The 25,128-nt window shown below is 60.5% G+C and carries 24 protein-coding genes; 18 read left to right on the top strand and 6 right to left on the bottom strand.

Going from position 1 to position 25,128, the window contains the following annotated elements; all coding sequences use genetic code 11:
- The first annotated feature begins 111 nt into the window (after positions 1-111).
- A complete protein-coding gene (gene glyA, locus G8764_RS16550) occupies positions 112-1,377 on the top strand; it encodes a serine hydroxymethyltransferase (RefSeq protein ID WP_166165790.1) in 1,266 nt (421 codons plus the stop codon).
- A gap of 299 nt (positions 1,378-1,676) precedes the next feature.
- Here the strand turns inward: glyA and G8764_RS16545 are convergent, their stop codons facing one another.
- On the bottom strand, positions 1,677-3,293 hold the full coding sequence (locus G8764_RS16545) for a cation:proton antiporter family protein (RefSeq protein WP_166165789.1): 1,617 nt from the start codon (positions 3,291-3,293) through the stop codon (positions 1,677-1,679).
- A 157-nt stretch (positions 3,294-3,450) separates the two neighbouring features.
- Here G8764_RS16545 and nrdR point away from each other — a divergent pair, with 157 nt between their 5' ends.
- The 10 genes from nrdR to ribA all read left to right on the top strand — a co-directional run bounded on the left by nrdR (position 3,451) and on the right by ribA (position 10,933).
- A complete protein-coding gene (gene nrdR / locus G8764_RS16540) occupies positions 3,451-3,912 on the top strand; it encodes a transcriptional regulator NrdR (protein WP_166165788.1) in 462 nt (153 codons plus the stop codon).
- 38 nt (positions 3,913-3,950) lie between these two features.
- Positions 3,951-5,078 (top strand): bifunctional diaminohydroxyphosphoribosylaminopyrimidine deaminase/5-amino-6-(5-phosphoribosylamino)uracil reductase RibD, encoded by a 1,128-nt coding sequence (ribD, locus tag G8764_RS16535; RefSeq protein WP_243748856.1) that lies wholly within the window; start codon positions 3,951-3,953, stop codon positions 5,076-5,078.
- 146 nt (positions 5,079-5,224) lie between these two features.
- A complete protein-coding gene (locus G8764_RS16530) occupies positions 5,225-5,890 on the top strand; it encodes a riboflavin synthase (protein WP_166165787.1) in 666 nt (221 codons plus the stop codon).
- A 60-nt stretch (positions 5,891-5,950) separates the two neighbouring features.
- The gene (gene ribBA / locus G8764_RS16525; protein ID WP_166165786.1) at positions 5,951-7,066 is read left to right on the top strand and encodes a bifunctional 3,4-dihydroxy-2-butanone-4-phosphate synthase/GTP cyclohydrolase II; all 1,116 of its coding nucleotides are present in this window, start codon (positions 5,951-5,953) and stop codon (positions 7,064-7,066) included.
- A gap of 48 nt (positions 7,067-7,114) precedes the next feature.
- The gene (gene ribH / locus G8764_RS16520) at positions 7,115-7,585 is read left to right on the top strand and encodes a 6,7-dimethyl-8-ribityllumazine synthase (RefSeq protein ID WP_166165785.1); all 471 of its coding nucleotides are present in this window, start codon (positions 7,115-7,117) and stop codon (positions 7,583-7,585) included.
- Positions 7,586-7,651: 66 nt separating this feature from the next.
- Positions 7,652-8,101: a transcription antitermination factor NusB gene (gene nusB, locus G8764_RS16515; protein ID WP_166165784.1), complete on the top strand. Its 450-nt coding sequence runs from the start codon at positions 7,652-7,654 to the stop codon at positions 8,099-8,101.
- Between the two features lie 32 nt (positions 8,102-8,133).
- Positions 8,134-9,108 (top strand): thiamine-phosphate kinase, encoded by a 975-nt coding sequence (gene thiL / locus G8764_RS16510; RefSeq protein ID WP_166166037.1) that lies wholly within the window; start codon positions 8,134-8,136, stop codon positions 9,106-9,108.
- Positions 9,101-9,583 (top strand): phosphatidylglycerophosphatase A family protein, encoded by a 483-nt coding sequence (locus tag G8764_RS16505; RefSeq protein WP_166165783.1) that lies wholly within the window; start codon positions 9,101-9,103, stop codon positions 9,581-9,583. Before thiL ends, G8764_RS16505 begins: the two co-directional genes overlap by 8 nt.
- A gap of 20 nt (positions 9,584-9,603) precedes the next feature.
- The gene (locus G8764_RS16500; RefSeq protein WP_166165782.1) at positions 9,604-10,254 is read left to right on the top strand and encodes a retropepsin-like aspartic protease family protein; all 651 of its coding nucleotides are present in this window, start codon (positions 9,604-9,606) and stop codon (positions 10,252-10,254) included.
- A 70-nt stretch (positions 10,255-10,324) separates the two neighbouring features.
- Positions 10,325-10,933: a GTP cyclohydrolase II gene (ribA, locus tag G8764_RS16495; RefSeq protein ID WP_166165781.1), complete on the top strand. Its 609-nt coding sequence runs from the start codon at positions 10,325-10,327 to the stop codon at positions 10,931-10,933.
- Positions 10,934-11,081: 148 nt separating this feature from the next.
- On the opposite strand, the gene accC is transcribed toward ribA, so the two are convergent.
- The 4 genes from accC to G8764_RS16475 form a co-directional block, all read right to left on the bottom strand.
- Positions 11,082-12,422, bottom strand: a complete 1,341-nt coding sequence (gene accC, locus G8764_RS16490) for an acetyl-CoA carboxylase biotin carboxylase subunit (RefSeq protein WP_166165780.1) — start codon at positions 12,420-12,422, stop codon at positions 11,082-11,084.
- 26 nt (positions 12,423-12,448) lie between these two features.
- Positions 12,449-12,925 (bottom strand): acetyl-CoA carboxylase biotin carboxyl carrier protein, encoded by a 477-nt coding sequence (accB, locus tag G8764_RS16485; RefSeq protein WP_166165779.1) that lies wholly within the window; start codon positions 12,923-12,925, stop codon positions 12,449-12,451.
- Between the two features lie 56 nt (positions 12,926-12,981).
- The gene (gene aroQ, locus G8764_RS16480; protein WP_166165778.1) at positions 12,982-13,419 is read right to left on the bottom strand and encodes a type II 3-dehydroquinate dehydratase; all 438 of its coding nucleotides are present in this window, start codon (positions 13,417-13,419) and stop codon (positions 12,982-12,984) included.
- A gap of 276 nt (positions 13,420-13,695) precedes the next feature.
- Positions 13,696-15,528, bottom strand: a complete 1,833-nt coding sequence (locus G8764_RS16475; RefSeq protein ID WP_166165777.1) for a protein-disulfide reductase DsbD family protein — start codon at positions 15,526-15,528, stop codon at positions 13,696-13,698.
- A 290-nt stretch (positions 15,529-15,818) separates the two neighbouring features.
- Here G8764_RS16475 and G8764_RS16470 point away from each other — a divergent pair, with 290 nt between their 5' ends.
- The 3 genes from G8764_RS16470 to G8764_RS16460 all read left to right on the top strand — a co-directional run bounded on the left by G8764_RS16470 (position 15,819) and on the right by G8764_RS16460 (position 18,261).
- Entirely contained in the window at positions 15,819-16,526 is a 708-nt protein-coding gene (locus G8764_RS16470) for an N-acetylglucosaminyltransferase (protein WP_166165776.1), read from the top strand.
- Between the two features lie 173 nt (positions 16,527-16,699).
- Complete coding sequence (locus G8764_RS16465) at positions 16,700-17,170, top strand: copper chaperone PCu(A)C (protein ID WP_166165775.1); 471 nt, start codon at positions 16,700-16,702, stop codon at positions 17,168-17,170.
- A 110-nt stretch (positions 17,171-17,280) separates the two neighbouring features.
- Positions 17,281-18,261 (top strand): DUF2333 family protein, encoded by a 981-nt coding sequence (locus G8764_RS16460; protein ID WP_166166035.1) that lies wholly within the window; start codon positions 17,281-17,283, stop codon positions 18,259-18,261.
- A gap of 1 nt (position 18,262) precedes the next feature.
- Here the strand turns inward: G8764_RS16460 and G8764_RS16455 are convergent, their stop codons facing one another.
- Positions 18,263-19,279: an adenosine kinase gene (locus G8764_RS16455; protein WP_166165774.1), complete on the bottom strand. Its 1,017-nt coding sequence runs from the start codon at positions 19,277-19,279 to the stop codon at positions 18,263-18,265.
- 105 nt (positions 19,280-19,384) lie between these two features.
- On the opposite strand from G8764_RS16455, the gene mrcB reads away from it, so the two are divergent.
- The 4 genes from mrcB to G8764_RS16435 all read left to right on the top strand — a co-directional run bounded on the left by mrcB (position 19,385) and on the right by G8764_RS16435 (position 25,104).
- On the top strand, positions 19,385-21,688 hold the full coding sequence (gene mrcB / locus G8764_RS16450; protein ID WP_166165773.1) for a penicillin-binding protein 1B: 2,304 nt from the start codon (positions 19,385-19,387) through the stop codon (positions 21,686-21,688).
- Positions 21,685-22,155 carry a tetratricopeptide repeat protein gene (locus G8764_RS16445; protein WP_166165772.1) on the top strand — a complete coding sequence of 157 codons (471 nt, stop codon included), beginning with the start codon at positions 21,685-21,687 and terminating at the stop codon, positions 22,153-22,155. Before mrcB ends, G8764_RS16445 begins: the two co-directional genes overlap by 4 nt.
- A gap of 146 nt (positions 22,156-22,301) precedes the next feature.
- On the top strand, positions 22,302-24,758 hold the full coding sequence (locus G8764_RS16440; RefSeq protein WP_166165771.1) for a DUF1631 family protein: 2,457 nt from the start codon (positions 22,302-22,304) through the stop codon (positions 24,756-24,758).
- Positions 24,751-25,104, top strand: a complete 354-nt coding sequence (locus tag G8764_RS16435; protein ID WP_166165770.1) for a PilZ domain-containing protein — start codon at positions 24,751-24,753, stop codon at positions 25,102-25,104. Before G8764_RS16440 ends, G8764_RS16435 begins: the two co-directional genes overlap by 8 nt.
- The last annotated feature ends 24 nt before the right edge of the window (positions 25,105-25,128 follow it).

Here is a 25,128-nt window from a genome sequence, read left to right as displayed (position 1 = left end):
CCCCAATCGCGGCAGATTCCCGGATAAATCCTCCCTTGGGCGTGTGACGAATCGCTGCAATAGTGTACAATTCGCGCCCTCAATTTGACTCGGTTACGCGCAGGTGACGCCATGTTTGACAAATCACAGACTATCGCAGCTTTTGACCCGGAAATCTGGGCCGCAATTCAGGATGAAGGGCGCCGTCAGGAAGAGCATATTGAATTGATCGCCTCGGAGAACTACACCAGCCCCATGGTGATGGCGGCCCAGGGCACCAAGCTCACCAACAAGTACGCCGAAGGCTATCCCGGCAAGCGCTACTACGGTGGCTGTGAATACGTGGACAAAGCCGAGCACCTGGCCATCGAGCGCGCCAAGCAGCTGTTTGGTGCCGACTACGCCAACGTCCAGCCGCACTCCGGCTCCCAGGCCAACGCCGCTGTCTTCCAGGCCCTGTGTGCCCCCGGCGACACCGTACTGGGCATGAGCCTGGCCCACGGCGGTCACCTGACCCACGGTGCCAAGGTCAACTTTTCCGGTAAAACCTATAACGCGGTGCAGTACGGGCTGAACCCGGAAACCGGCGAAGTGGATTACGACGAAGTTGAGCGCCTGGCGCTGGAGCACAAGCCGAAGATGATCATTGCCGGCTTCTCGGCCTACTCCCAGGTCATGGACTGGAATCGCTTCCGCGAAATCTCCGACAAGGCCGGCGCCTACCTGTTTGTGGATATGGCTCACGTGGCTGGCCTGGTCGCCGCCGGTGTCTACCCGAGCCCGGTACAGATCGCCGACGTGGTCACCTCCACCACTCACAAGACCCTGCGTGGCCCCCGCGGCGGTATCATCCTCGCCAAGGCCAACCCTGAGATCGAGAAGAAGCTCAACTCCGCGGTATTCCCCGGCGGCCAGGGCGGCCCCTTGATGCACGTGATTGCCGCCAAGGCGGTATCCTTCAAGGAAGCGATGTCAGAAGAGTACAAAACCTATCAGCAGCAGGTCGTCACCAACGCCAAGGCCATGGCCGCCACCTTTATCGAGCGCGGCATCAAGATCGTCTCCGGTGGCACCGAGAATCACCTGATGCTGGTGGACCTGATTGGCAAGGAGTACACCGGTAAGGACGCGGACGCGGCCCTGGGTGAAGCCAATATCACCGTCAACAAGAATGCCGTGCCCAACGACCCGCGCTCGCCGTTTATCACTTCCGGCCTGCGGGTCGGTACGCCGGCCATTACCACCCGTGGCTTTGGCGTCGACGAAACCGTCGAGCTGACCCACTGGATGTGCGATGTGCTGGCCAGCCTCGAAAACGGCAACTCCGAGCAGGTTATCGCCGAAGTCAAAGACAAGGTGCTGGCCCTGTGCAAGCGCTTCCCGGTCTACGCCGACTGAGTCTGGCTCGATAGTGACGTAAAAAAACCGGGCGCTATGCCCGGTTTTTTTGTGCCTGTTTATTGAGGGTGGATTTTGCCAGTAGCCCGTCGGTCCCGAGGGAATAAGCACGGCCTGATTGATCCGCAACCGGCTCCCCCGGCCCCGACTACATCTCGTCAAGAGCAGATTTTGCGATCTTTCCCCATCCCAAGCGCCGAAGTTCGATAAAGGCGCACCCACCGGGCCGCCGCGAGAAAACTTATCTGTTAAAACCAACTGCCCGGGGCCTAAACCCGCAGCACTGCAATTCACTTCACTCAGGCGCTAGCACTGGCGGGCGCGGCGGCGGCTTCCATCTCCTGCCGCTTGACACCAATTGCGCCCAGGCTCTCCTCGGCGAAACCGGTGCCGGCCTCGGTAAAGAAGTTGAACACCTTGTCGACACCCCCCTCCAGCAGGCGCTCACGGTCATCATCGTAGCGGGCCACCGCGGCGATCAGCCCGTTGTAGTTCACTTTGCGAATCTGCTCGGTGGTGTGCAGTGCATCCTCGATGGTAGGCAGCGCCAGTAAAATCATCTTGATCGACGACGTGTCGAAATACTCCCAAAAATCCGCATCCTCACCGTCACCGATAAACACCTGGCGGCGGCGCTTCTTGTGCTGGGAAATACGCTCCCGGTCGGCATCCATGCCCCAGACCCGATCTCCCAGCGTGTGTTTGAGACTGTCGTAGGTGCCGCGGCCGACCCGGCCCATACCGATGATCAGTACCTCGGCGTGGCTGGGGCGGAAGTAGATGTCCTGGGGTAAGCGCTTCGAGCGTTCAAAGCGCTTGAACAGCGCTTTGTGGTTGCCGTAAATGCTGTGCGCCACCTGGTAGAGCAGGGTGGTGGCGACGAAGGAGATGGATACCGCTACTGCAAGAGTTGCGATCCACTCCTGCGACAGCCAGCCGCTGGCGGCGCTGGTGGCGGCTACAATCAGCCCAAACTCACTGAAATTGCTCAGTGCCAGCGAGGTCAGGAAGGCGCTGCGGGCGCGCAGTTTGAGAGCGACCAGGATAAGGAAGAAGAGAAAGAATTTCAGCGGCAGCAGGGTGGCAAGCAGCAGGGCGGTCCAGAGGGTCGACCAGTCGGGCAGGGCGGTAAATCCCACCGAGAGGAAAAAGCCGATCAGGAACAGGTCCTTGAAGCTCATTAGGGCCTTGGAGAGCTCCGCCGATTTGCTGTACTGGCTCAACAGCAGGCCAATGATAAGGGCGCCCAAATCGCCCTTGATATTGACCAGGCTAAAGAGTTCATAGCCGCCGAGGGCGAGGAAAAACCCGGTCAATGGCAGCAGCTCACCGTGGCCGGCTTTAAGCAGTAATTTGTGCAGCAGGGGGCGGGCCGGTATTAGCAACAGCAGGGCAATGGCCCAGAGCGAGGGGGTCTTGTTGGTGGCGATGACCAAAAAGCCAACCGCCACGATATCCTGCATTACCAGGATGGCGACGGCCAGGCGACCGTGGCGGGTTTTCAGCTCGCCACTTTCTTCCAGCAACTTGATCACGCACACGGTGCTGGAGAAGCAGCAGGCAAAGGCCAGCAGGCTGAGGGTAGCCAGATCGAGGCTGGAGAACACGGCGAGCCCGGCGATAGCCGCTAGCACCACCATGAAAAGCACGGAAATGGTTACCCAGGTGCCGATATGGCCGATGGTGCTGGCCCAGACCTCGGTTTGCAGCAGGCTGCGCGGGTCCAGCTTCAGGCCGATGGTAAACAGCATTAAAGTGATGCCGACGTCGGCCAGGGATTGCAGGCTGTCGGTGGGCTCAACGCCCAGGTAATTGAGGGCAAAACCGGCCATCAGGTAACCGATTAACGGTGGCATGGCGAAGGCTTTTACACCGAGGCCACAGGTAAATGCGAACAAGATCCAAATAAAGTCCATGGGTTCCGTTGGTGTCCAGCTGGGGGATTGGCCGGGTCAAGTTTCAGGCCTGTCCCCGGCAGGCGTGTCAGGGGATTATGAGTGACAGCACCAACTGACGCAATCTATAGGCGGTTGTGGTACCATTCGCGCCAAATTTTGCCCTGAGAACCGCGTTATGCATTGTCCTTTTTGCAGTGCTGATGATACCAAAGTCATAGATTCGCGCCTGGTTGCGGGCGGCGATCAGGTGCGCCGCCGGCGCGAGTGCCTGTCCTGTCACGAGCGATTCACCACCTACGAAACCGCCGAACTGCTGCTGCCCAAGGTCATCAAGCAAAATGGCACCCGTGAGCCATTTGATGAGGCCAAGCTGCGGGCCGGCATCTTGCGGGCGCTGGAAAAGCGGCCGGTGAGCGTGGAGGATATCGAGTCCTCGGTGAATCACATCAAGCATTCCCTGCAGGCGACCGGCGAGCGGGAAGTGCCGGCGCTGTTGATCGGTGAAAAGGTGATGGAGCAGCTGCGCGCGCTGGATGAAGTCGCCTATGTGCGCTTTGCCTCGGTGTATCGGCGCTTCAAGGACCTGACCGAATTTCGCGCGGAAATTGATCGGCTGGAAAACCAGCCGGATCGCTAGCTCGCTTCGTTTTTCACTCTGGCTGGTACCCCCTCCCAATGTACGTTTTTGATTACGACTCCAACGACCGGGCCCTGATGGCCCGGGCCATACAGTTGGCCCGGCTGGGCTTGTACAGCACCATGCCCAACCCGCGGGTGGGTTGTGTGCTGGTCAAAGATGGCGAAATCCTGGCGGAGGGCTGGCACCGGCGCGCTGGCGAGGGGCACGCCGAAGTCAATGCCCTGGCGCAGGCGGGTGAGCGAGCCCGCGGTGCCACCGCCTACGTCTCGCTGGAGCCGTGCAGCCACACCGGCAAGACTGGCCCCTGCAGTGAGGCGCTGCTGCGCGCCGGCATCAAGCGTGTGGTGTTCGGCATGGAAGACCCCAATCCGCAGGTGGCCGGGCGCGGCCTGCAGCAGCTGCATGAAGCGGGCGTGGAAGTGGTGGGGCCGGTGCTGGAGCAGGAGGCGCGGGATCTGAACCCCGGCTTTATCAAGCGTATGCAGACCGGTTTGCCCTGGGTGCGCTGTAAAATGGCCATGAGCCTGGACGGTCGCACCGCGATGGCCAGTGGCGAGAGCAAGTGGGTGACCGGGCCGGCGGCCAGGTCCGACGTGCAGCGCCTGCGCGCGCGCAGCTGCGCCATTGTCACCGGTATCGGTTCCATCCTGCACGACGATTCGGCTTTGAGCGTGCGCGCCGATGAGTTGAATGTGACCGAGGTGGCGCTGGCCACGGCAGTGCAACCGCTGCGCGTGGTGCTGGACTCCAGCCAAAGGCTGCCATTTGGTGCGAAAGTGGTACAATCGCCGGCTGGATTGTTGGTGGTGTCCTGCGGCGTCACGCCAGACGAGGCCTTGACTGAAGCCGGAGTGGAGCAAGTCAGCCTGCCGGGGCGGGACCAACGGGTCGACCTGAGTGCCCTGGTCAAGGAATTGGGGCGACGCCAGTGCAACGAAGTGATGGTGGAAGCGGGTGCGCAGTTGGCCGGGGCGTTCCTGCGCCGCGGCCTGCTGGATGAACTGGTCATTTATATGGCGCCGAAATTAATGGGCAGTGAGGCGCGGCCGCTGTTCGAGTTGCCGCTGCAGTCGATGGCGGCGCGCCTGCCCCTGACCATCCAGGATATTCGGGCGGTGGGCGCCGACTGGCGCATTACCGCGCGGCCAGACCCGGAAGCCTGAGTGGCAAGCGCGAACGAGGGCTTGGGCCAATCGAGAACTCGGGTAAAAGAGCTTAGTCCGGACAGCAGTCGACGCGGTCGCCATATCAGCTAGAATGCCGAGCCTCAAATGCCGGTATGCCTTAGCCAAACGAGGTTGGTAGAAGTATGTTTACAGGAATAATCGAGGCCATCGGGGAAGTGGTCGCCAGCGAATCCCGCGGCGGTGACCTGAGCCTGCGCATCAAGACCCACGGCCTCGACCTGGGTGATGTGCAGCTGGGTGACTCCATCGCCACCAACGGCGTCTGCCTGACCGTGGTGGAGTTGCCGGGAGATGGCTATCGCGCCGATGTGTCGGTAGAAACATTGAATTACTCCACCTTGCGCCAGCTCAAGCCGGGCTCGCGGGTCAACCTGGAGAAGGCCCTGACCCCGACCACCCGCCTGGGCGGGCACCTGGTCAGCGGCCATGTGGACGGTATTGGCGAGATAATCAGTCGCAGCGCTGACGCGCGCTCCGAGCGCTTTCGCCTGCGGGCGCCGGCGGAACTGGCAAAGTACATCGCCCACAAGGGCTCCATCACCGTGGACGGCACCAGTCTTACCGTCAATGCGGTGGAGGGCAATGAGTTCGAGTTGAACATCGTCCCCCACACCATTGAAAAGACTATAATTGGTGGCTACCGTGCGGGCACCCGGGTCAACCTGGAGGTGGATGTTATCGCTCGCTACCTGGAGCGACTGCTGCTCGGCGACAAGGCCGCCAGCGCAGAGAGTAAAGGCGGTATTGATTTGGCGTTTCTCGCCGAGCACGGTTTTTATCGGGGCTAGCCCGAGCCATTAGGAATTACAGCAGCCCCTGGAGGCCGCGCCCAACAAGCAAGGTACACTATGAAACTGAACAGCGTAAAAGAACTGATCGACGATATTCGCCAGGGCAAGATGGTCATCCTGATGGACGACGAGGATCGCGAAAATGAAGGCGACCTGGTGATGGCAGCGGAGCAGGTTCGGCCTGAGGACATCAATTTTATGGCCACCCACGCGCGCGGCCTGATCTGTTTGACCCTGTCGCCAGACCGCTGCAAAAAGCTCGACCTGCCGTTGATGGTAAATGACAACATGGCGCAGCACTCGACCAACTTCACCGTCTCCATCGAAGCGGCCGAGGGTGTCACCACCGGTATTTCCGCGGCGGACCGGGCCCGCACCGTGCGCGCCGCGGTGGCCCGCGACGCCAAGCCGAGCGATATCGTCCAGCCCGGTCACATATTTCCGCTGATGGCTGAGCCCGGCGGCGTGCTCAGCCGCGCTGGCCACACCGAAGCGGGCTGTGACCTGGCGCGCCTGGCGGGGTTCGAGCCCGCCGCGGTGATCGTCGAGATTATGAACAGCGACGGCACCATGGCGCGGCGCCCGGACCTGGAAGAATTTGCCAAGCTGCACGATTTGAAAATCGGCACTATCGCCGATTTGATTCACTATCGCTCGGTGAATGAAAAAACCGTTAGCTGCATCCAGGACCGGAAAATCAAGACCCAGTACGGTGAATTCACCCTGCTTACCTACCTGGACAAGCCTCGCCAGGAAAAGCATTTTGCCCTGATTATGGGGGATGTGCGCAATGGTGAGCCGCCGCTGGTGCGGGTGCATGTGGGCAGTATGGCGCGGGATGTACTGCGCGTGCGCCGCGATTTGGATGAAGAGTTCGCCCCCTGGACCCTGGATCGGGCCCTGCAGATGGTGGCGGACGAGGGCCGCGGGGTGATTGTGATGATCTGTCACACAGAGTCTCCCACTGACGTTGAAGACAGCATCGACTGGATGTTGTCGGGCAAGCAGGAGCGGCCCAGCCAGGACCTGGTGTACAAGCAGGTGGGTACGGGTTCACAGATTTTGAAGGATTTGGGTGTCGGCAAAATGCGCCTGATGAGCGCGCCGTTCCGCTTTAACGCCATTTCCGGTTTCGAGCTGGAAGTGGTGGAGTACATTTCCAATCGCGCCTAGTTTAGGGGCGAGCACTGATTACCAAGCACAGTAAAAAGAGAAGAGTTCATGAGCCAGATTAAAGTAGTCGAAGGTGACTTTACCGGTTGCCAGGGCAAGTACGCGCTGATCGTCAGCCGTTGGAACAGCTTTGTGGTGGAAAGCCTGAAGGAAGGCGCGCTGGATACCCTGCGCCGCCACGGTATCGGCGACGACCAGATAACCATTTACTATGCCCCGGGGGCGTTTGAGTTTCCGCTGCTGGCCAAGCGCCTCGCCGCCAAAGGTGAGTTTGATGCCATTATTGCACTGGGCGCGGTGATTCGCGGCGGCACGCCGCACTTCGAATACGTGGCCGGCGAGTGTACCAAGGGCCTGGCGCAAGTGTCCCTGAGTGCAGATACCATTGTCACGTTTGGCGTCCTGACCGTGGACTCCATCGAGCAAGCCATCGAGCGCTCCGGTACCAAGGCCGGTAACAAGGGTGAAGAAGCGGCTGTCACTGCGTTGGAGATGGTGTCCCTGCTTGGCAAGGTGTGAGACTTTACCCGGCCCGGTCGGGCAACCGACGCGCCTCGATATCAACAGACTGAGATTATAAACGCCATGACAGCTTCTCCCGCCACTCGCCGCAAGGCGCGACACTATGCCATGCAGGCGCTCTATCAATGGCGTATGACCGGGGCGGCCCTGAACGTCATCGAGGCCGAGTTCTTTACCGACAACGACATGAGCAAGGTCGATACCCTCTATTTTCGCGAGTTGCTGCACTCAGTGCCGGCCAAATTGACCGAGGTTGAGGCCGGCTTTGTGGAGTATCTCGAGGATCGGGCGGGCGATGAGCTGGACCCGGTGACCCAGGCGCTGCTGCGGATGGCCACCTACGAGCTGATGAGCCGAATCGATGTGCCCTACAAGGTGGTCATCAACGAAGCGGTATCGCTGGCGAAAAAATTTGGCGCTACTGACAGCCACAAATTTGTCAACGGTGTGCTCGACAAGGTGGCGGCACGTTTTCGCGCCGTGGAAGTACAGGCGGCGCTTAAGTCCGTTTGACGGACGGGTGCTGCCGAGGGGTGAAAGAGTCGATGGCGCTGGGTGAATTCGAGCTGATTGAACGCTGTTTCAGGCAGCGGTCGGCACTGCCGGACTCGGTGATTGCCGGGATCGGCGATGACTGCGCGCTGTTGCAGCTGCCGGTTGACTCGCAGCTGGCCGTGTCCATGGATACCCTGGTGGCCGGCGTGCACTTCCCGGCGGACGCCTCCCCGGCCCTGATCGGTGAGCGCGCCCTGCGCGTCAATTTGAGTGACCTGGCCGCGGCCGGGGCCGAACCGCTGTGGTTTACCCTGGGGCTGACCCTGCCCAAGAGCGACGCGGGCTGGCTGGATGAATTTGCCACTGGCCTGCTGCGCGTGGCGGACCAGTACGGCATTGCCCTGGTGGGTGGCGACACCACCCGCGGACCGCTGGCCATTACCATCCAGGTGCACGGCGCGGTGCCGCGCGGCGGCGGCTTGCTGCGCAGTCGCGCCCGGGCCGGTGACCGTATTTATGTCACCGGCGCGCTGGGCGATGGCGCCGCGGCCCTGGCGCTGCTGCAGGGCGCACCGGTGCGTGAGCCTGCGCAGCGGGAATATTTGCTGGGCCGTTACTACCAGCCGGTACCGCAAATACAGGCGGGGCTGCACCTGCGGCAGCTGGCCAACGCCGCCATTGATGTGTCGGATGGCCTGTTGGCCGACCTCGGTCATATATGCCAGCAGAGCGGGGTGGGGGCCAGGGTGCAGTTGTCACAGCTGCCCGCTTCAAGCAGTGTGCTGGCCAATTTTGACCCGCAACAGGTGCGGCAGTTTGCGCTCAGCGGCGGTGATGATTACCAGCTGTGCTTTACGGTTGCAGAAGAAAACGTGCCGCGTTTGCAGCAATTGCTGCAGCGCGGCGAAATGACGGCGACGGCCATCGGTGAGATCACCGCGGCAATGGGGCTGGTATGTGTGGACGGAGACAAGGAGGTAGTGCCTGGAGCGAGCGGCTTCCAGCACTTTGCAAGCGATGACTAATCCTTCCTTTGCGGCACTGGTGCGGCGGCCAGTACATTTTCTCGCCTTCGGTTTTGGCTCCGGTTTGTCACCCAAGGCGCCGGGTACGATGGGTACCCTGGCGGCGATTCCCCTGTATCTGTTGCTGGCTCAGTTGTCGTTGCCGGTCTACGCGGCGCTGGTTCTGCTCAGCTTTGTGGTGGGTGTGTACCTGTGCCACAAGACGGCCCAGGACCTCGACGTGCACGACCACCCGGGCATTGTCTGGGATGAATTTGTCGGCTTCTGGATTACCATGCTGGCGGCCCCGCCTGGTTGGCTTTGGTTGCTGCTGGGCTTCCTGCTGTTTCGGCTGTTTGATGTCCTCAAACCCTGGCCCATCAGCTGGTGTGACCGGAAGGTGGAGGGTGGCTTCGGCATTATGATCGACGATGTGCTGGCGGGGCTGATGGCGCTGCTGTGTTTGCAGCTGGCAGTGCGAGTGCTGCCGCTTTGAGATCGGTGGGGGCGAGGGCAATGGCGGCAGGCGCCCCTGGGGTAAGAGGCACGCTACTGCTGCTGGCCCTGCTCTGGTTGCCGCCAGTGCAAGCGGCCGAGGTGGAAGTGAAGGGCTTGTTTGCCGGTCGCGCGATTTTAAACATCGATGGCGAGGTGGTGATGCTGAAGGTTGGCATGAGCCGCAACGGGGTAACTCTGGTTGCCGCCGACAGCCGCGAAGCGGTGGTGGATATCGACGGCGAGGTCTACCAGTTGGGCGTCTCGCGCAAGATTTCGTCGGCCTATAGGGCGGCCGAGGTGCAGGAGGTGCGCTTGCAACCGCGCCGGGGTGGACACTACCTGACGCCGGCGCGCATCAATAACAAGCCGGTGGAAGTGATGATCGATACCGGTGCTACGGCCGTTGCAATGAGCCTGCCCCAGGCGAAAGCCCTGGGCATTGACTACCGCAATGGTCGCCTGCTGCAAGTCAGCACCGCGAACGGGCTGGTCGACAGCTATCTGGTTATGCTGGACAGTGTTACGGTGGGGCCGGTGCGGGTCGATAACGTCGAAGCATTGGTCAATATGAGTAATTTCCCTGACACGGTGCTGCTCGGCAATAGTTATTTGAGCCGGGTAGAGATGTTTAGAGAGAATGGAGTGTTGGTGTTACAGAGCCAATATTAATTGCGCGCGCTATGACCTCCGGGGCCGACCCCGGGGGGCGCTGTTCCCGCGCCGAGAAAGAGGTTAGCTTGTGACGGTTAGTTTCGTAGAGTCTTCAAAACTTCCCACGCCCTGGGGGATTTTTGAAATGCACGGTTTTGAGGATCGTGAAAACAACAAAGAGCACGTGGTCCTGACCATGGGGCTGGTGGACAGCGGTGAACCGGTGCTGGCGCGCATTCACTCCGAATGCCTGACCGGTGACGCACTGTTCAGCTTGCGCTGCGACTGTGGCGCCCAGTTGCAAGCCGCCATGCACCGCATCTCGCTGGAGGGACGCGGGGTGATTTTTTACCTGCGCCAGGAGGGGCGTGGCATCGGTTTGCTCAATAAAATCAAGGCCTACCACTTGCAGGATCGGGGTGCAGATACGGTAGAGGCCAACGAGGCGCTGGGCTTTGGTGCCGACTTGCGCGACTACTCCATTCTCAAGCCCATGCTGGAGCATTTGCACATCGGCAAGATCAAGCTGATGACCAACAACCCGCGCAAGGTCAAAGCCCTGCAGGAGTTGGGGGTGGATGTGGTGGAGCGGTTATCCCACGAGCGCGGTCGCAACCCCCACAACGTCAAATACCTGGCCACGAAAAAGGGCAAGCTGGGGCATTTGCTCGACGGTGATGATGACGATGAAAGTTAGCGCTGGCTGCGCCGCTGGCGGTTAACAGTCGGCCAATAGTTAACCAGTAGCGGCCACTAGCCGAACAATAAAAAAACCCGCCTTGCAGCGGGTTTTTTTATTGCGGTATCCAGGGCTTGTCCCTGTGCAGCTGGCCGCACGGCCGGCGCTATTTGCCCAGTTTCTTTTCCAGGTAGTGAATATTGACCCCGCCCTTCATAAAACCGGCGTCCCGCACCAGGTCCTGCTGCAGGGGGATATTGGTGCGAATACCGTCGATCACCAGTTCGTCCAGGGCGCTGCGCATGCGCGCCAGCGCGGTTGCCCGGCACTCGCCGTAGGTGATGATCTTGGCGATCATGGAGTCGTAGTTGGGCGGTACCTTGTAGCCGTTGTAGAGGTGCGAGTCGACTCGCACCCCGAGGCCGCCGGGGGCGTGGAACTGGGTGACGGTGCCGGGGCAGGGCATAAAGGTTTTCGGGTCTTCGGCGTTGATCCGGCACTCGAACGAGTGGCCCTTGATGACCACGTCGTCCTGGCTGAGGGACAGCTTTTCGCCGGCGCAGACACGAATTTGCTCTTTGATCAAATCCACGCCGGTGACCATTTCGGTGACCGGGTGCTCCACCTGGATGCGGGTATTCATTTCAATAAAATAAAAGTGGCCGTCCTCGTACAGGAATTCGAAGGTGCCGGCGCCGCGATAACCAATCTCGATACAGGCTTTGACGCAGGACTCCAGCACTTTGCGGCGTGAATCCGGATCGATAAACGGTGCCGGTGCTTCTTCCAGTACCTTTTGGTGGCGGCGCTGCAGGGAGCAGTCGCGATCGCCCAGGTGGATGGCGTGGCCCTGGCCGTCGGACATCACTTGCACTTCCACGTGGCGCGGGTTCTGCAGGAACTTCTCCATGTAGACGGTATCGTCACCGAAGGCGGCCTTGGCTTCGGCCTTGGTGACGCGAATGGAGTTGAGCAGGGCGGATTCGGTGTGCACCACGCGCATACCGCGACCACCACCGCCAGCGGCAGCCTTGATGATGACCGGGTAGCCGATGCTCTGGCCAAACCCCAGGCACTTGTCCTTGTCGTCAGGCAATGGGCCGTCGGAACCTGGCACCGTGGGCACGCCGGCTTTTTTCATGGCGGCGATGGCGGAGACCTTGTCGCCCATCAGGCGGATAACGTCGGCGCTGGGGCCAATAAAGGTAAAGCCGCTGTTTTGCACCTGTTCGGCAAAATCGGCGTTTTCGGCCAGGAAGCCGTAGCCGGGGTGCACCGCCATGGAGTCGGTGATTTCCATGGCGCTGATGATGCGCGGAATATTGAGATAGCTTTCAGTGGAAGAGTTGGGGCCGATACAAACGGATTCGTCGGCCAGCCGCACGTGTTTCAAATCGCGGTCGATCTGCGAGTGCACGGCGACGGTTTTTATACCCAGTTCCTTGCAGGCGCGCAAAATACGCAAGGCGATCTCGCCGCGATTGGCGATGACTATTTTTTCAAACATGCAATTCCCCTGTGGCGCAGCGCCGTTTAGACGATGGTGATCAGAGGTTGGTCAAACTCAACTGGTTGGCCATCCTCCGCCAGGATGGCTTCCACCACGCCGGCCTTGTCAGCTTCGATCTGGTTCATCATTTTCATGGCCTCAACGATGCACACTACATCGCCGGCCTTGACGTGCTGGCCAACGGCGACAAACGCCGGTGAGCCGGGGCTGGGGGCGGAGTAAAAGGTGCCCACCATAGGAGACTTGATAATATGGCCGCTGGTGGTGGCGGCTTTGCTCTCGTCGCTGCTGGCTGTGGCGGCAGATACCGATGCGGGCGCTGCTGCGGGTGCCGCGGCAGGTGCCGCCATTGGAGCGGCGTACATGGGTTGCGCGGCGTGCATAAAGGACTTGCTGCCGCGGCTGATACGAACCGATTCTTCGCCCTCCTTGATCTCCAGTTCACCAATATCGGATTCTTCCAGCAGCTCAATCAGTTTTTTGATTTTTCTAATATCCATGAGAAGGTTTTCCCGTTCAAAGTTTAATTCAGTAATCAGTAATCAGTAGTCAGTAATCAGCCAAGTCGGTTTAGCGCGGCATTCAGGGCCAGTTCATAGCTGTGGGCGCCAAAACCACAGATCACGCCGACCGCCAAGTCAGAAAAGTAGGAGTGCTGACGAAACGCTTCCCGGCTGTGCACATTGGACAGGTGCACCTCGATAAAGGGAATGGCGACCGCCGCGAGTGCGTCGCGCAGTGCCACGCTGGTATGGGTAAAGGCGGCGGGGTTGATCAGGATAAAATTGATGCCCTCATTGCGGGCGTCGTGGATGCGGTCGATAAGTTCGTATTCGGCATTGCTTTGCAGCGACTGCAGGTGATGGCCGCGTTCAAGGCACATCTCGGTCAGGCGCTTATCAATATCCCTGAGGGTGGTGGAGCCGTATATCTCGGGCTCTCGGGTACCCAGCAAGTTAAGGTTGGGGCCGTGTAACACCAGGATAGTTGCCATGGCCTGAGTCTCTCCTGAGTTCTGTCTTGGCCTCCCGCAGAGCCGGGGGCGATGGATGGTGCAGCAGTTCGGAAGTGTGCCGCAAAACTGGAGAATAGTCTAGTTGGCCGATAGTTTTTCTGAAGTTACCTGATTTTAGCCGCCATATTGGCGAAGTTTTGCCTATTAGGAAATGTCAGGTGCAGCCCGGCCGGGGCAGCGACGGGCGTTGCTGACAAGTTTACTCATTGCATGCGTGATACGGATTGATTCGGGTAAAAATACGACAACAGGTGGTTAGCGTGCAGTAACCTGCCCTTCTGCGGCGTTTTTAGTCGAGCTGATGGCGTCGAGGATGATGCCCTTGTTCAATATTTGCGGCAGCACCTGTGGCTGCATGCCGGGCTGGGCGGAATAGAACAGGTACAGCGGTACGCCGCTGCGGTCGAAGCGAGCCAGCAGGTCGGTAATTTCAGGGTTGTAGTTGGTCCAGTCGCCCTTCAGCTTGACGATACCGCTGTCGCTAAACGCGCTGTTCACTGAGTCGGAACTGAGTACCACCCGCTCATTGGCCAGGCAGGTGATGCACCAGTCCGCGGTCAGGTTGACAAAAACCGGGGTGTTGCTGGCCAGCAGTTGCTCCAGGCGCGCGCTCGAGTAGGGTTGCCAGTCATCCTCCAGGCTGGCAGAGCTGCCGCCGGGCACGCTGTTGATATAGGACAGGGGCAGCAGGGCGACTGCCAGGCCGGCCAGCGCTGCGTAGCGCAGCCAGCGCCGCTCACTGGCCCGATGCAGTAACCACAGGGCGAAGGCGATGGCCACCGCGCCAACGCCGGCCAGGATAATGGCGTCGCTGCCGGCCTGGCGCCCCAGCACCCACAGCAGCCAGAGCGCCGTCAGGTACAGGGGGAAGGCCAGCAATTGTTTGAAAGTCTCCATCCACTGGCCGGGTTTGGGCATGATGCGGCTCAGGGAAGGGTAGTAGCTGAGCAGCAGGAACGGCAGTGCCATGCCCAGCCCGAGTGCGGCAAATATGCTCAGGGCGGTGGGCGTTGGCTGGGTGACGGCGTAACCCAGGGCGCTGCCCATAAACGGCGCGGTGCAGGGGCTCGCGACCACGCAGGCCAGTGCGCCGGTAAAGAAAGAAGAGGGCAGGCTGTGGCCCTGGGTGAGTTTCTGGCCGATGCCGCCCAGGCTGCTGCCGATGGCATAGCTGCTGGAAAACAGCAGGCCCATGGCAAAGAAAACATAGGCCAGCGCGGCCACCACCAGCGGCGACTGCAGTTGAAAGCCCCAGCCGATGGCGTAGCCGGCCTGGCGCAAAACGATCATCACCGTGGCGATGGCGACAAAAAAGACCATGGCGCCGAGGGTGTAGGCCCAGCCGTGCAGGTGCTGCCGATGGGGCTGGTGGTGGGCGTTGGCCAGGCTCAGGGCTTTCAGGGACAGGATTGGAAAGACACAGGGCATGAGGTTGAGGAGCAGGCCGCCCAGCAGGGCGCCGGCCACGGCCAGCAGCCACTGGCCACTGCTGCCACTGGGGGTGGTGCCGGTTAGTGTGTTGCTGTTGACTGAGTTGTTGGCCGGCAGCGGTGATTCTGCCGCCACCAGCCGCGCCTCACCCCCGCTAACCTCGACCATTTGTACTTGCGGCGGGTAGCAGAGGCCGGCGTCGGCACAGCCCTGGGAGTGCACCGCCAGGCGGTAGGTTTCAGTCCCGGAGTGGTCGGGCAGTGGCAGTTGCAGTTGCAGCTGCCGGTAGTAGACCTGCAGGTACTCTTCAAAATAGTCGTCGTACTTTTCCTGTCCCGGCGGCAATTCCAGCGGCAGCTGCTGGCTGGAGTCGGTGGGCACTACCTTGAGCTGCTTTTGGTAGAGGTAGTAGCCTTCGGCTATGGTCCAGTTGAGCAGCAGCCGGTCCGGCGCCAGCAGTTCGGCATTGAGCCGGTAGGCCTGTTCCACCGGCAGGAAGCTTACGGTTTGCAGCGACAGTGGCGCCGGCTCGCTTAGGGCGGTGCTGGCATTTGAGCTTTGCTCGAGGTCGCTGAATTGCGCCAGGCTGCCGCTACAGACCATTAGGAGGGGCAGTAGCAGATAGTACTTGCAGAGCGAAAGGAATTTAATGAGCATGCAGTGCTGGTCCTGGAGTCTGGTGTGGCCTGGAAGTGTCTCGGCTGGCGGGCTCTGCCGAAGCAGTACCGGCTGCAGGTGCGCGCAGCCAGAGCAATCCCGGTGACCGCTTGCCAGCGGCCGGTCTGTCTGTGCCGGTCGCTGGTCCCGGCGCAGTGGGCAACGGTTGCGTTGGCACTTCGCTAACGGGTATTTTATTCAGCGAGAAGGTAACAACAGGTATTGTAACAACGGACATATACAGCTGCATGATAAATTGGCCTCGATGTAACAGGGACAACGGTTTTAATGTGAAGTTGCTCGCAGCTTTACTAATGCTGCTGATTGTCAGCGCCTGTGTGGAGCAGCGATCGCTGCCACCGCCAGCGGTGGTAGTGGCGCCGCCCGCAGAGCCGATCGAACCGGTGCCGGCCCCGCCGCCGCGGACAGAAGACCGGGTGGCGCAATTGCTGCGCGCGGCCGAGGCGGCGTTGGCGGCGAACCGTTTGACCCTGCCCCGGCACGAGAATGCCTACGACCTGTTTCGCCAGGTGTTGCAATTGCAGCCCGATAACGTGCAGGCGCGGGCGGGTATTGATGATATTGTGGTGCGTTACGTGCATCTGGCGCGCGACGCAATTGCCCACAGTCGCTGGCAGGAGGCGCAGCTGCTGATCTCGCGGGCGGCGGCGGTCAAGCCCAATAACCCGCTGCTGGCGGAGGTGACCAATGATTTGCAGCGGGCGCGGGCACTGAGCCAGCAAGAGCAGCAGGCCACCACCCGGATTTTGCTCAATGAGGCCGACCTCAATAGCAAAAGTGAGGCCTTGCTCAAACTGTTGGGGGAGCTCGCGGCGCGCATCAGTGCCAGCGATGAAAGTGTACTGATTGTGGCGCGCAACGACAGTGAGGGGCGCTGGTTGTACAAACAGCTGAACCTGGCCGCCGGCGGCTACCGGGTGCGGGGTGATATAAAAATCGGCGCGCCGCCCTCGATCGCGGTGCTGCCACCTATTTAGCCTGGCGCAGTAACTGTAGCTCGGTACAGCTCGCCGTTGTTTTATTGGGGCGATAGGGGATAATGAGCCTGGCCCGGTGGGCTGGCACAGCACTAACAAGTTGCGCGCTGTAGATTGGGTGCAGGCTTGAGAGCCGGAATAAATTCCAGAGTGAGAAGGTAGTTGCAACGAATATGACAGAGTCGATGGTCAACAGTGCGGCGGGATTCCGGCGCGGAGCGAGCTGCCTGTTGCTGGCGCTGCTGCTGGTGTTAATATGCCAGCCCGGCGCCCGGGCAGAGATGCTGGTCGAGTCTGCCCGCATCCGCCTGCCGCTGCCGGGGCAGTCCACGGCAGTGGTGTATTTTGACCTGCACAATCGCTCCGCCCGTGACCAGAACCTGGTGGCGGTGGCAGTGGAGGGCGCGCAGCGGGCGGAGATCCACCAGCATTTGCACGTCGATGGCCTGATGCAAATGCGAGCGGTGCCGGAGCTGCTGGTTGGCGCCGGTGAATCAGTGGTGTTTCAGCCACACGGCTACCATGTAATGGTCTTTGCCATGACGTCGTTGCCGGCGTCTGCAACGGATGACCAATACGCGCTGACCTTGACCTTCGCGGATGGCTCGACGTTGCGCACGTTCGCGCAGGCGTTTCGTTATTAGGGCTCAGGCTGCATTGCCAGCGCCAGAACGGGTGCAGGGCAGCAGTACAGAATCAATGCAAATTAGGAGCGGTTGTGGGACAGCGTCTGGATGAGTTTCGAGAAGATTTGATGGGTGGCCTGGGGCGCGTGGTGGCGTTGCTGGTGGTTATCTACCTGCTGGTTATGCTGGTGCTGGGCTGGTTCTGGAGCTCGGAGCCGGATATATTTTCGGTGCGCGATAACCTGGCGCTGCAGGAGACCAAAGACAAGCCCCTGACCGGGGTCGCCACCACTTCGACCCTGGCCAAGGTCACCCGTACCTTGCTGGATAAGCCCGGTGGTTTTATGTCCAACGACGTGATGCCGCCGGGTATTTGGCTGGATAATATCCCCAAGTGGGAGTACGGGGTGCTGATTCAGGTTCGCGACCTGTCCAAGGCCATGCGCGAAGCCTTCAGTCGCTCGCAATCACAGTCCACCGAAGACTTGTCCCTGGCGAAAGCGGAGTCGCGTTTTAACTTTGACCACCGCAGCTGGGCGCTGCCGGCCTCGGAGTCGGAATACCGGGACGGCATCACCGCCCTGGAAGATTACCTTGAGCGCCTCACTGACGCGGACAAGCACAACGCCCAGTTCTTCGCTCGCGCGGACAATCTGCGCTACTGGTTGAGCACTGTCGAAACCCGGCTCGGCAGTTTGTCCCAGCGCTTGAGTGCCAGTGTCGGCCAGCGCCGACTGAATACGGACCTGGCCGGCGAGGAAAAGGCCAGCCGCTCCACCTCGGCACCTGCGGAAATGCAGGTGAAAACGGCCTGGATGGAGATTGACGACGTCTTTTATGAAGCCAGGGGCAGCGCCTGGGCGCTGCTGCACTTCCTGCGCGCTATCGAGATTGATTTTGCCGATACGCTGGGCCGGAAGAATGCCCAGGTCAGTGTGCAGCAGATTATTCGCGAGCTGGAGGCGACCCAGGCCACAGTTTACAGCCCGATGATCTTGAACGGCTCCGGCCTCGGCATGCTGGCCAACCACTCGCTGGTGATGGCCTCCTACATTTCCAGGGCCAATGCCGCCATTATCGATCTGCGCGAACTGCTGTCCCAGGGCTAGTTCAGCCCAGGACCTCGCGCAAAATTTGCTGGTGCTGGTCCGGGCGCAGGCGCGGACCAAACTGGGATACCACCTGTGCCGAGGCGCGGCTGGCCAGTTGGCCCGCCTGCTGGTACGAGAGGTTGTGGGTCAGGGCGTAGATAAAGGCACCGGCAAACATGTCGCCAGCGCCATTGGTGTCGATGGCGGTGACCGCATGGGGAGCAATGTCGATGCACTTCTCCCCGTCAAACACCAGCGCGCCCTGGGCGCCACGGGTGATGGCAAAGGTGCGGGCAATCTTGCGCAGTTCGGCCACTGCGTCGTCGAGGTTGTCGGTGCGGGTAAACCCCTGGGCCTCGGCCTGGTTGCAAAAGAGCAGGTCGACACCGCTGCCAATCATCTCCGTCAGCCCGTCGCGAAAAAACTCCACCATGGCAGGATCGGAAAGGCTTAAGGCAATATTGATATTGTCGCGCTGCGCCATTTTGTGCAGCTCGATAGCCGCCGCTCGCCCGCTGGTCGAAGTGACCAGGTAGCCCTCAATATAGACGAAGCGGGAATTGCTCACCGCCTCCGGGTGCAGCTCCTGTACCGAGATGGTTTCGCTGACGCCGAGAAACGTGTTCATGGTGCGTTCGGCATCGGGGGTGATCATCACCAGGCACTTGCCAGTGGTACCGTCGGTGCGGTCAATTTCCCGGTGGTAATCAACGCCGGCGGCCTCCAGGTCGCGCAGGTAAAAATCACCGTTTTCGTCGGCCGCTACCTTGCACGAGTAAAAGGTGCGCGCTCCGAAATAGCTGGCGGCAATAATGGTGTTGGCGGCAGAGCCGCCACTGGCCCGCTTGGAGGCCACCAGGTGGTCGGATAAATGCTCGACCAGCTGCTGTTGACGCTCGGGATCGACCAGGGTCATGACGCCTTTTTCGATCTCGAGGCGGCTCAGGTCGGTGTCGGTCACTTCAATTTCAGTGTCGACCAAAGCGGCACCAATGCCGTAGATGTGATAGTCGCTGTTGTTGGGATTTTCGAGCATATTCCTCTACCAGTCAGGGGTGGGTAAAAAGTTGTTGTAATGTTGTTCAGGGAAATAACTTATTATGCCTTGCTTGGGCAATTATAGTCAGTACACTTCGCCACCATGACGCAAAGACTCCGCAAAAAACCCCGCCAATCCGGCATCCGGCGACGCATCTGGCGCGGCCTTGCCGTGCTGGCAGTACTGTTGACACTGGCCCTGGTGGCATGGCTGGTCTATCTCGATTTTATTGTCCGGGATAAATTCGACGGCCGTAAATGGGCCCTGCCAGCGCGCGTCTACGCGCAACCGCTGGAGCTTTATACCGGTCGCCTGTTGACCCTGGCCGATTTGCGCCACGAGCTGACAGTGCTGGAATACCGGCCGGTGGCGCGGGTGTCCCAGCCGGGTCAGTGGAGCTATAACCGCGGTCGCATCGAGATTTATATTCGCGCCCACCAGGTGGCGGGCAAGTCGCTGTCGGCCCGGCAGGTGGCGTTCGCGCTGGCCAATGAGCAAGTGGTGGATTTGCAAGTGCTGCAGGGCGACCGGGCCTCACTGGTGGCGCTGGAGCCGGCCCTGATTGGCGGCATCTACCCGGGCCGCCACGAAGACCGCGACCTGGTCCGCCTGAGTGAAGTGCCGCCGCTGTTGGGCGAAGCGCTGATCGCGGTGGAGGATCGGGCCTTTGTCCGGCACTGGGGGGTATCGCCCAAGGCAATCGCCCGGGCGGCGCTGGTAAACTTCAAGTCGGGGCGGGTGGTGCAGGGCGGCAGTACCTTGACCCAGCAGCTGGTAAAAAACTTCTTCCTTACCCAGAGCCGGGACTTGTCGCGCAAGCTCACGGAAGCGGCCATGGCAGTGCTGCTGGAGTTGCATTACAGCAAGGCGGAAATTCTCGAAACCTATATGAATGAAATCTACCTGGGGCAGAGCGGCCCCAGGCAGATTCACGGTTTCGGGCTGGCCGCACGTCACTATTTCAAGCGGCCCATAGACAGCCTGAAGACCGAAGAGATCGCCCTGCTGGTGGGATTGGTCAAAGGTGCCTCCTATTACAACCCCTGGCGCAACCCGAAGCGTGCCACCGCCCGCCGCAACCTGGTGTTGGAAGTGATGGGGCGGGAGGGCCTGCTGGCCGAGGCGGAGGTGGCGCGCTTGCAGTCGCGGCCGTTGGGGGTAGTGGCCGAGTCGGAGCGCCAGATCCGCGACTACCCGGCTTTTATCGACCTGGTAAAGCAGCAATTACAGCGTGAGTACAGCGAGGAGTCGCTCAGTTCGGAGGGCCTGCAAATCTACACCACCCTCTCCACACCGGCCCAGCGCCATGCCGAGCAGGCACTGGCCGAGCGCCTGCAGTCGCTGGAAAAAGGCTACCGCCTGCCAGCGGCGAGCCTGCAGGGCGCGGTGGTTCTCACCGCAGTGGGCAGCGGTGAGGTAGAGGCGGTCGTCGGTGACCGCAACCCCCGTTTCGCCGGTTTCAATCGGGCGTTGCTGGCGACTCGCCCGATCGGCTCCCTGGTCAAGCCCGCCGTCTACCTCAGTGCGCTGGGGAAACCGGGTTGGCATCTGGCTTCGCTGGTGCGCGACCAGGCCATTGCGGTCAAGGGGGATAATGGCGAGATCTGGCAACCGGATAACTTTGATCATACCTCCCACGGCGAGGTGCTGTTGATCGACGCGCTGGCGCAATCCTATAACCAGGCCACTGCGAGCCTGGGCATGGCAGTGGGGCTCGACAACGTGCGACGCACCCTGCAGAACCTGGGCGTTGAAGAAAATGTTCCGCTGCTGCCGGCAGTGTTGCTCGGTGCACTGGAGTTGAGCCCATTGGATGTGGCCGCCATGTACCACACCCTGGCCAATGACGGGGTTCTGGTGCCACTGCGCACCATTCGCTCGGTGGTGGATGCCGAGGGCCAACAGTTGCGCCGTTACTCGTTGCAGCTGAGCGAGGGTGTGGATCCGGCCAGTGTCAACTTGCTGCAATTCGCCCTGCAGACCGTCATGCGCGAAGGAACCGGCAAATCCGTTTATCAAAAATTGCCCGACAGCCTGGCGCTGGCCGGTAAAACCGGCACCACCAATGACCAGCGCGATAGCTGGTTTGCCGGTTTCAGTGGCCAGCACCTGGCGGTGGTCTGGCTCGGACGCGACGACAACGGTGTGACACCTTTGACTGGCGCCACCGGGGCGCTGCACGTCTGGGGCGATATCTTTAAGCGCCTGCCCAGTCGCGGCCTGGAGATTGTGCCCGCCGCGGATATTGAATTCCTGTGGGTTGATGGCAAAACCGGCAAGTTGAGCGGAGAAAATTGCCGCGATGCGCGCCTGTTGCCGTTTCGAGCTGGCCAGCGTCCCACGGAAAAGGCGGCCTGTCAGTGGCTGCAAAACCCTGTCTTGCACTGGATAAAACGATGGTTGTGAATAGATTAACGCGGCTGCCGGCGCTGGCGGCAGTGGTACTGGTAGCGATGCTGGTAAGCGCCTGCCAGAGTCAGCAGGCCCAGCCGACGGCGAGCCCCGCCAGTGGCACTGAGCGCGGCCAAAGTGGGCCGGTTGAAGCTGTGCCGCAAGGTCGTGAAACGGAGGCGCCGGACGAAACCGGCAGCCGCCCACCGCCCCGGCAGCGCGCCTACAGCGCGATCGCGGCGCTGGAAGACAGGGCGCTGGAGCACCTGGCCCAGCAGCAGTGGCAACAGGCGATTGAATCGGCGGAACACGGGCTGCGCCTGGATCGCCGCTACGCCACCTTTTACCGGGTGCTGGGTGAAAGCTACAAGGCGCTCGGCGATTACGATCGGGCTGCGGGATTTGCCCGCCAGGCGCTGCGCTTTTGCGGCCAGAATTGCCGCGCCGCCGAAGACTTGGTGCAGTCCCTGGGGGGGCGCTGAGCCGCGCGCGCCCACTTTTTCCGGCCGGGTCTCCGGTCAGCCGTCACAAAATTCCGTATTTCGTTAGGGGCGAGCGAATTTATTGACTACAATAAAGCTGCTAGCCTTTTATAAATCGTCAATATTGCGTAAAGAAACCGAATTCTATGACCGAACTGGGAAATCACGGACCGGCAGCGGCAGGCACAGCTGCATCGGGTACGCTCTCGGACGCTGTTGTTATCCAGCACCTGAAAGCCTGTCAGGCGACACTGGTGGAGCACGCGCGCAATCGCTTTGCGGTGTTTTCCCGAGAGTTCGGCACCCAGTTGGTGGAGCGCACCGGCGCGGCCAAAACCAACCAGGAGCAGGCCGAGCTGACTGAGCAGCAGCGTATCCTGAAGCAGAGTATCGCTGAAATTGAGCGTTACTTTCTCGGTTACCTCGGCGAGGGCTTTATCAAGTTCAAGCGCCGCGAATTGGCCACCAGTACCGGTGAAGAGAAATTCCAGGGCGATATGCTGGCGCTGGTCGACAATGAAGACCTGGAGGAGACCATTGCCATCTCCTCCATTACCCACCGCGCCGAAAATCACTACGCCGAAACCCTGTGGGCCCTGAACCAGCGCTTTTCCGTGTTGAACGGTGGCCAGAAAGTCCATGACCGGGGCAACCCCGCCGGCCCGATCCAGTTCTGCGAGTCACTGCGCAAAGCCTTCAAACGAGCGCCACTTACCACCAAAGTCAAGATTATTGCCTTCAAGGTGTTTGACCGGGAAATGGTCTCGCAACTGGCGGATGCGCTGGAAGATGTCAACGAATATTTGCGCGCCCAGGGCATACTGCCCGATTTGCGCTATCGCCCGGCCACCAACGAAGCGCCGCCGGTGGCAGATGTCGAAGAAGCCTCCTATGAGGATTGGGATGCAGTTACCGCCGGCCAGGACAGCGCCGTGGACCTGCAGGGTTTCGGCCAGCAAATGGCTCGCCCGGGCTATATGGCCGGCCCCGATACCAACCTGCCGCCGGACCAGTACCAGGGGCGGTTGGTGGATGCCATTCGCACCCTGCAAAATCACATCAGTAGTTATGTGCCCGCGGCCTACTCCAATCCCGCGGGTGCCGGCGCGGCGACGGGCTACGCACCCGCTGCAGCGCCAGGCTACGCTCCCGGTCAGGGCGGTAACTACGCGCCCAACCCCGCGGGGGCCACCCCCGCCCCCAGGGGTGATGCCGCCGTGCCCGGCGGTCGCCCGGCCATGATTTATACCAATCAGCAACTGGTCGGCGCCGTGCAAAACCTGCAGGTGCAAGCCAGGGCTGTTACCGGTCAAAAATTGCTCGACTCCACCCCCGGTAACCTGGAGCCCATGTCCATCAGTGACTTTGGCAACCGGCTGGCGATGCAGCTGCAGCAGGAGGCCGAAGATGAAGACCGCGCGGTAGACCCCGGTGATTTGCACACCATCGAGCTGGTGGGCATGTTGTTTGAGTACATGTTGTCAGACGACAATCTGCCGGATTCGGTCAAGGCGCTGCTGAGTTATTTACACACTCCGTTCCTGAAAGTGGCCTTTATCGACAAGGACTTTTTCGAGCAGACCGAGCACCCGGCCAGGCTGTTGCTCAATACCATGGCGGAAGCCGGGGTCAAGTGGGTCAGCAATGACGGCACCAGCCAATACGATATTTACGACAAGATTAAAGTCATTATCTCCCGCGTACTGGAAGAGTTCGAAAGCGATGTGCGCCTGTTCGCCGAGCTGCTGCTGGAATTCAGCGGCTACACCAAGAGTATCACCCGGCGCCAGGAGCTGATGGAACGTCGCGCCATGGAGAAGGTGCAGGGCGAAGAAAAGCTGCGCGAAGTGAAGTTGCGGGTAAACCGGGAGGTGCGCAACCGCACCGACGGGCGCGAATTGCCCTCCGCCGTGCTGCTGATGTTGCTGCAGCCTTGGTCGGATTACCTCGCCTTTATCCTGTTGCGCTACGGTGAGGCGTCGGAGAGTTGGCAGCGAGCCACCCAGGTCATCGACGATGTGCTCTGGAGTATTGAGCCAAAAGAAACCAATGCCGACAAGAACCGGCAAATGGAGATGCACGACAGCCTCATCGACATCCTTGAAACCGGTTTTGAAACCATCGGTTACGATCAGTCAAAGGGCAAAAAGCTGCTCGAGGCGCTCTACTCCCTGCAGAAGATGGCGCTGCAGAGCAAGCAGGTAGAGCCGGCGCCGGAGCCCATGCGCAACAAGCTGGAAGCGCTGGCGGACGCCAAAGCGGGCAAGACCGAGAGCGACAATGAAGTTCCCACCGCGGAAGAAAGGGAGATGGTCGAAAACCTGAAGATGATCGAGTTTGGCACCTGGCTGGAATTCGAAGGTGGCAAGCGCCTGAAAGTGGCCTGGTATAACTCCAAAACCCTGCACTACATGCTGGTTGACCAAATGGGCAAGAAAGTTGCCATGAAGTCCGGCCTGGAGCTGGCCCGTGACATGCTCTGGAAAAAAGCCCGGGTTATCGCCGGCAGTTCGAAGCCCTTCTTCGAGCGTGCGCTGGAAAATATTTTTCACAAGCTGAATGCAAAAGCAGAAGATTTGAAAGAGGAAACCGGTGATGAGTAATTCAGCGCCCCAGGAGGGTCGGGGTTTAAAGCGCCACGCCATAGAGACAGTAGTCGATGTATACGATGCCAATCAGGGGCTGCGCCTCGGTCGCCTGGCCAATATTCACGTCGAGGGGTTGATGGTGATGGGCAGCGCCGGGATGCAAGCGGATTACGTCTATCAGCTGGAATTAAGGTTACCGAACCCCATCAATGGCACCGACAGCATCCAGCTGGGCGCCGATTGCCTGTGGGTTCGCAACTCGGAAGATTCAGCGCTCTGCTGGGCCGGTTGCCAGATTATCGACCTGTCGGCCGCCGCGCGCCAACAGATCGAAATTCTCGTCCAGCAAATGGGCGATTAGTACCGGCGGCATGGCCGCCTTCTC

Source organism: Pseudomaricurvus alcaniphilus (assembly GCF_011440395.1).
Taxonomy (GTDB): Bacteria; Pseudomonadota; Gammaproteobacteria; order Pseudomonadales; family Cellvibrionaceae; genus Pseudomaricurvus; species Pseudomaricurvus alcaniphilus.
This window is presented reverse-complemented; position numbering and strand designations above follow the sequence as displayed.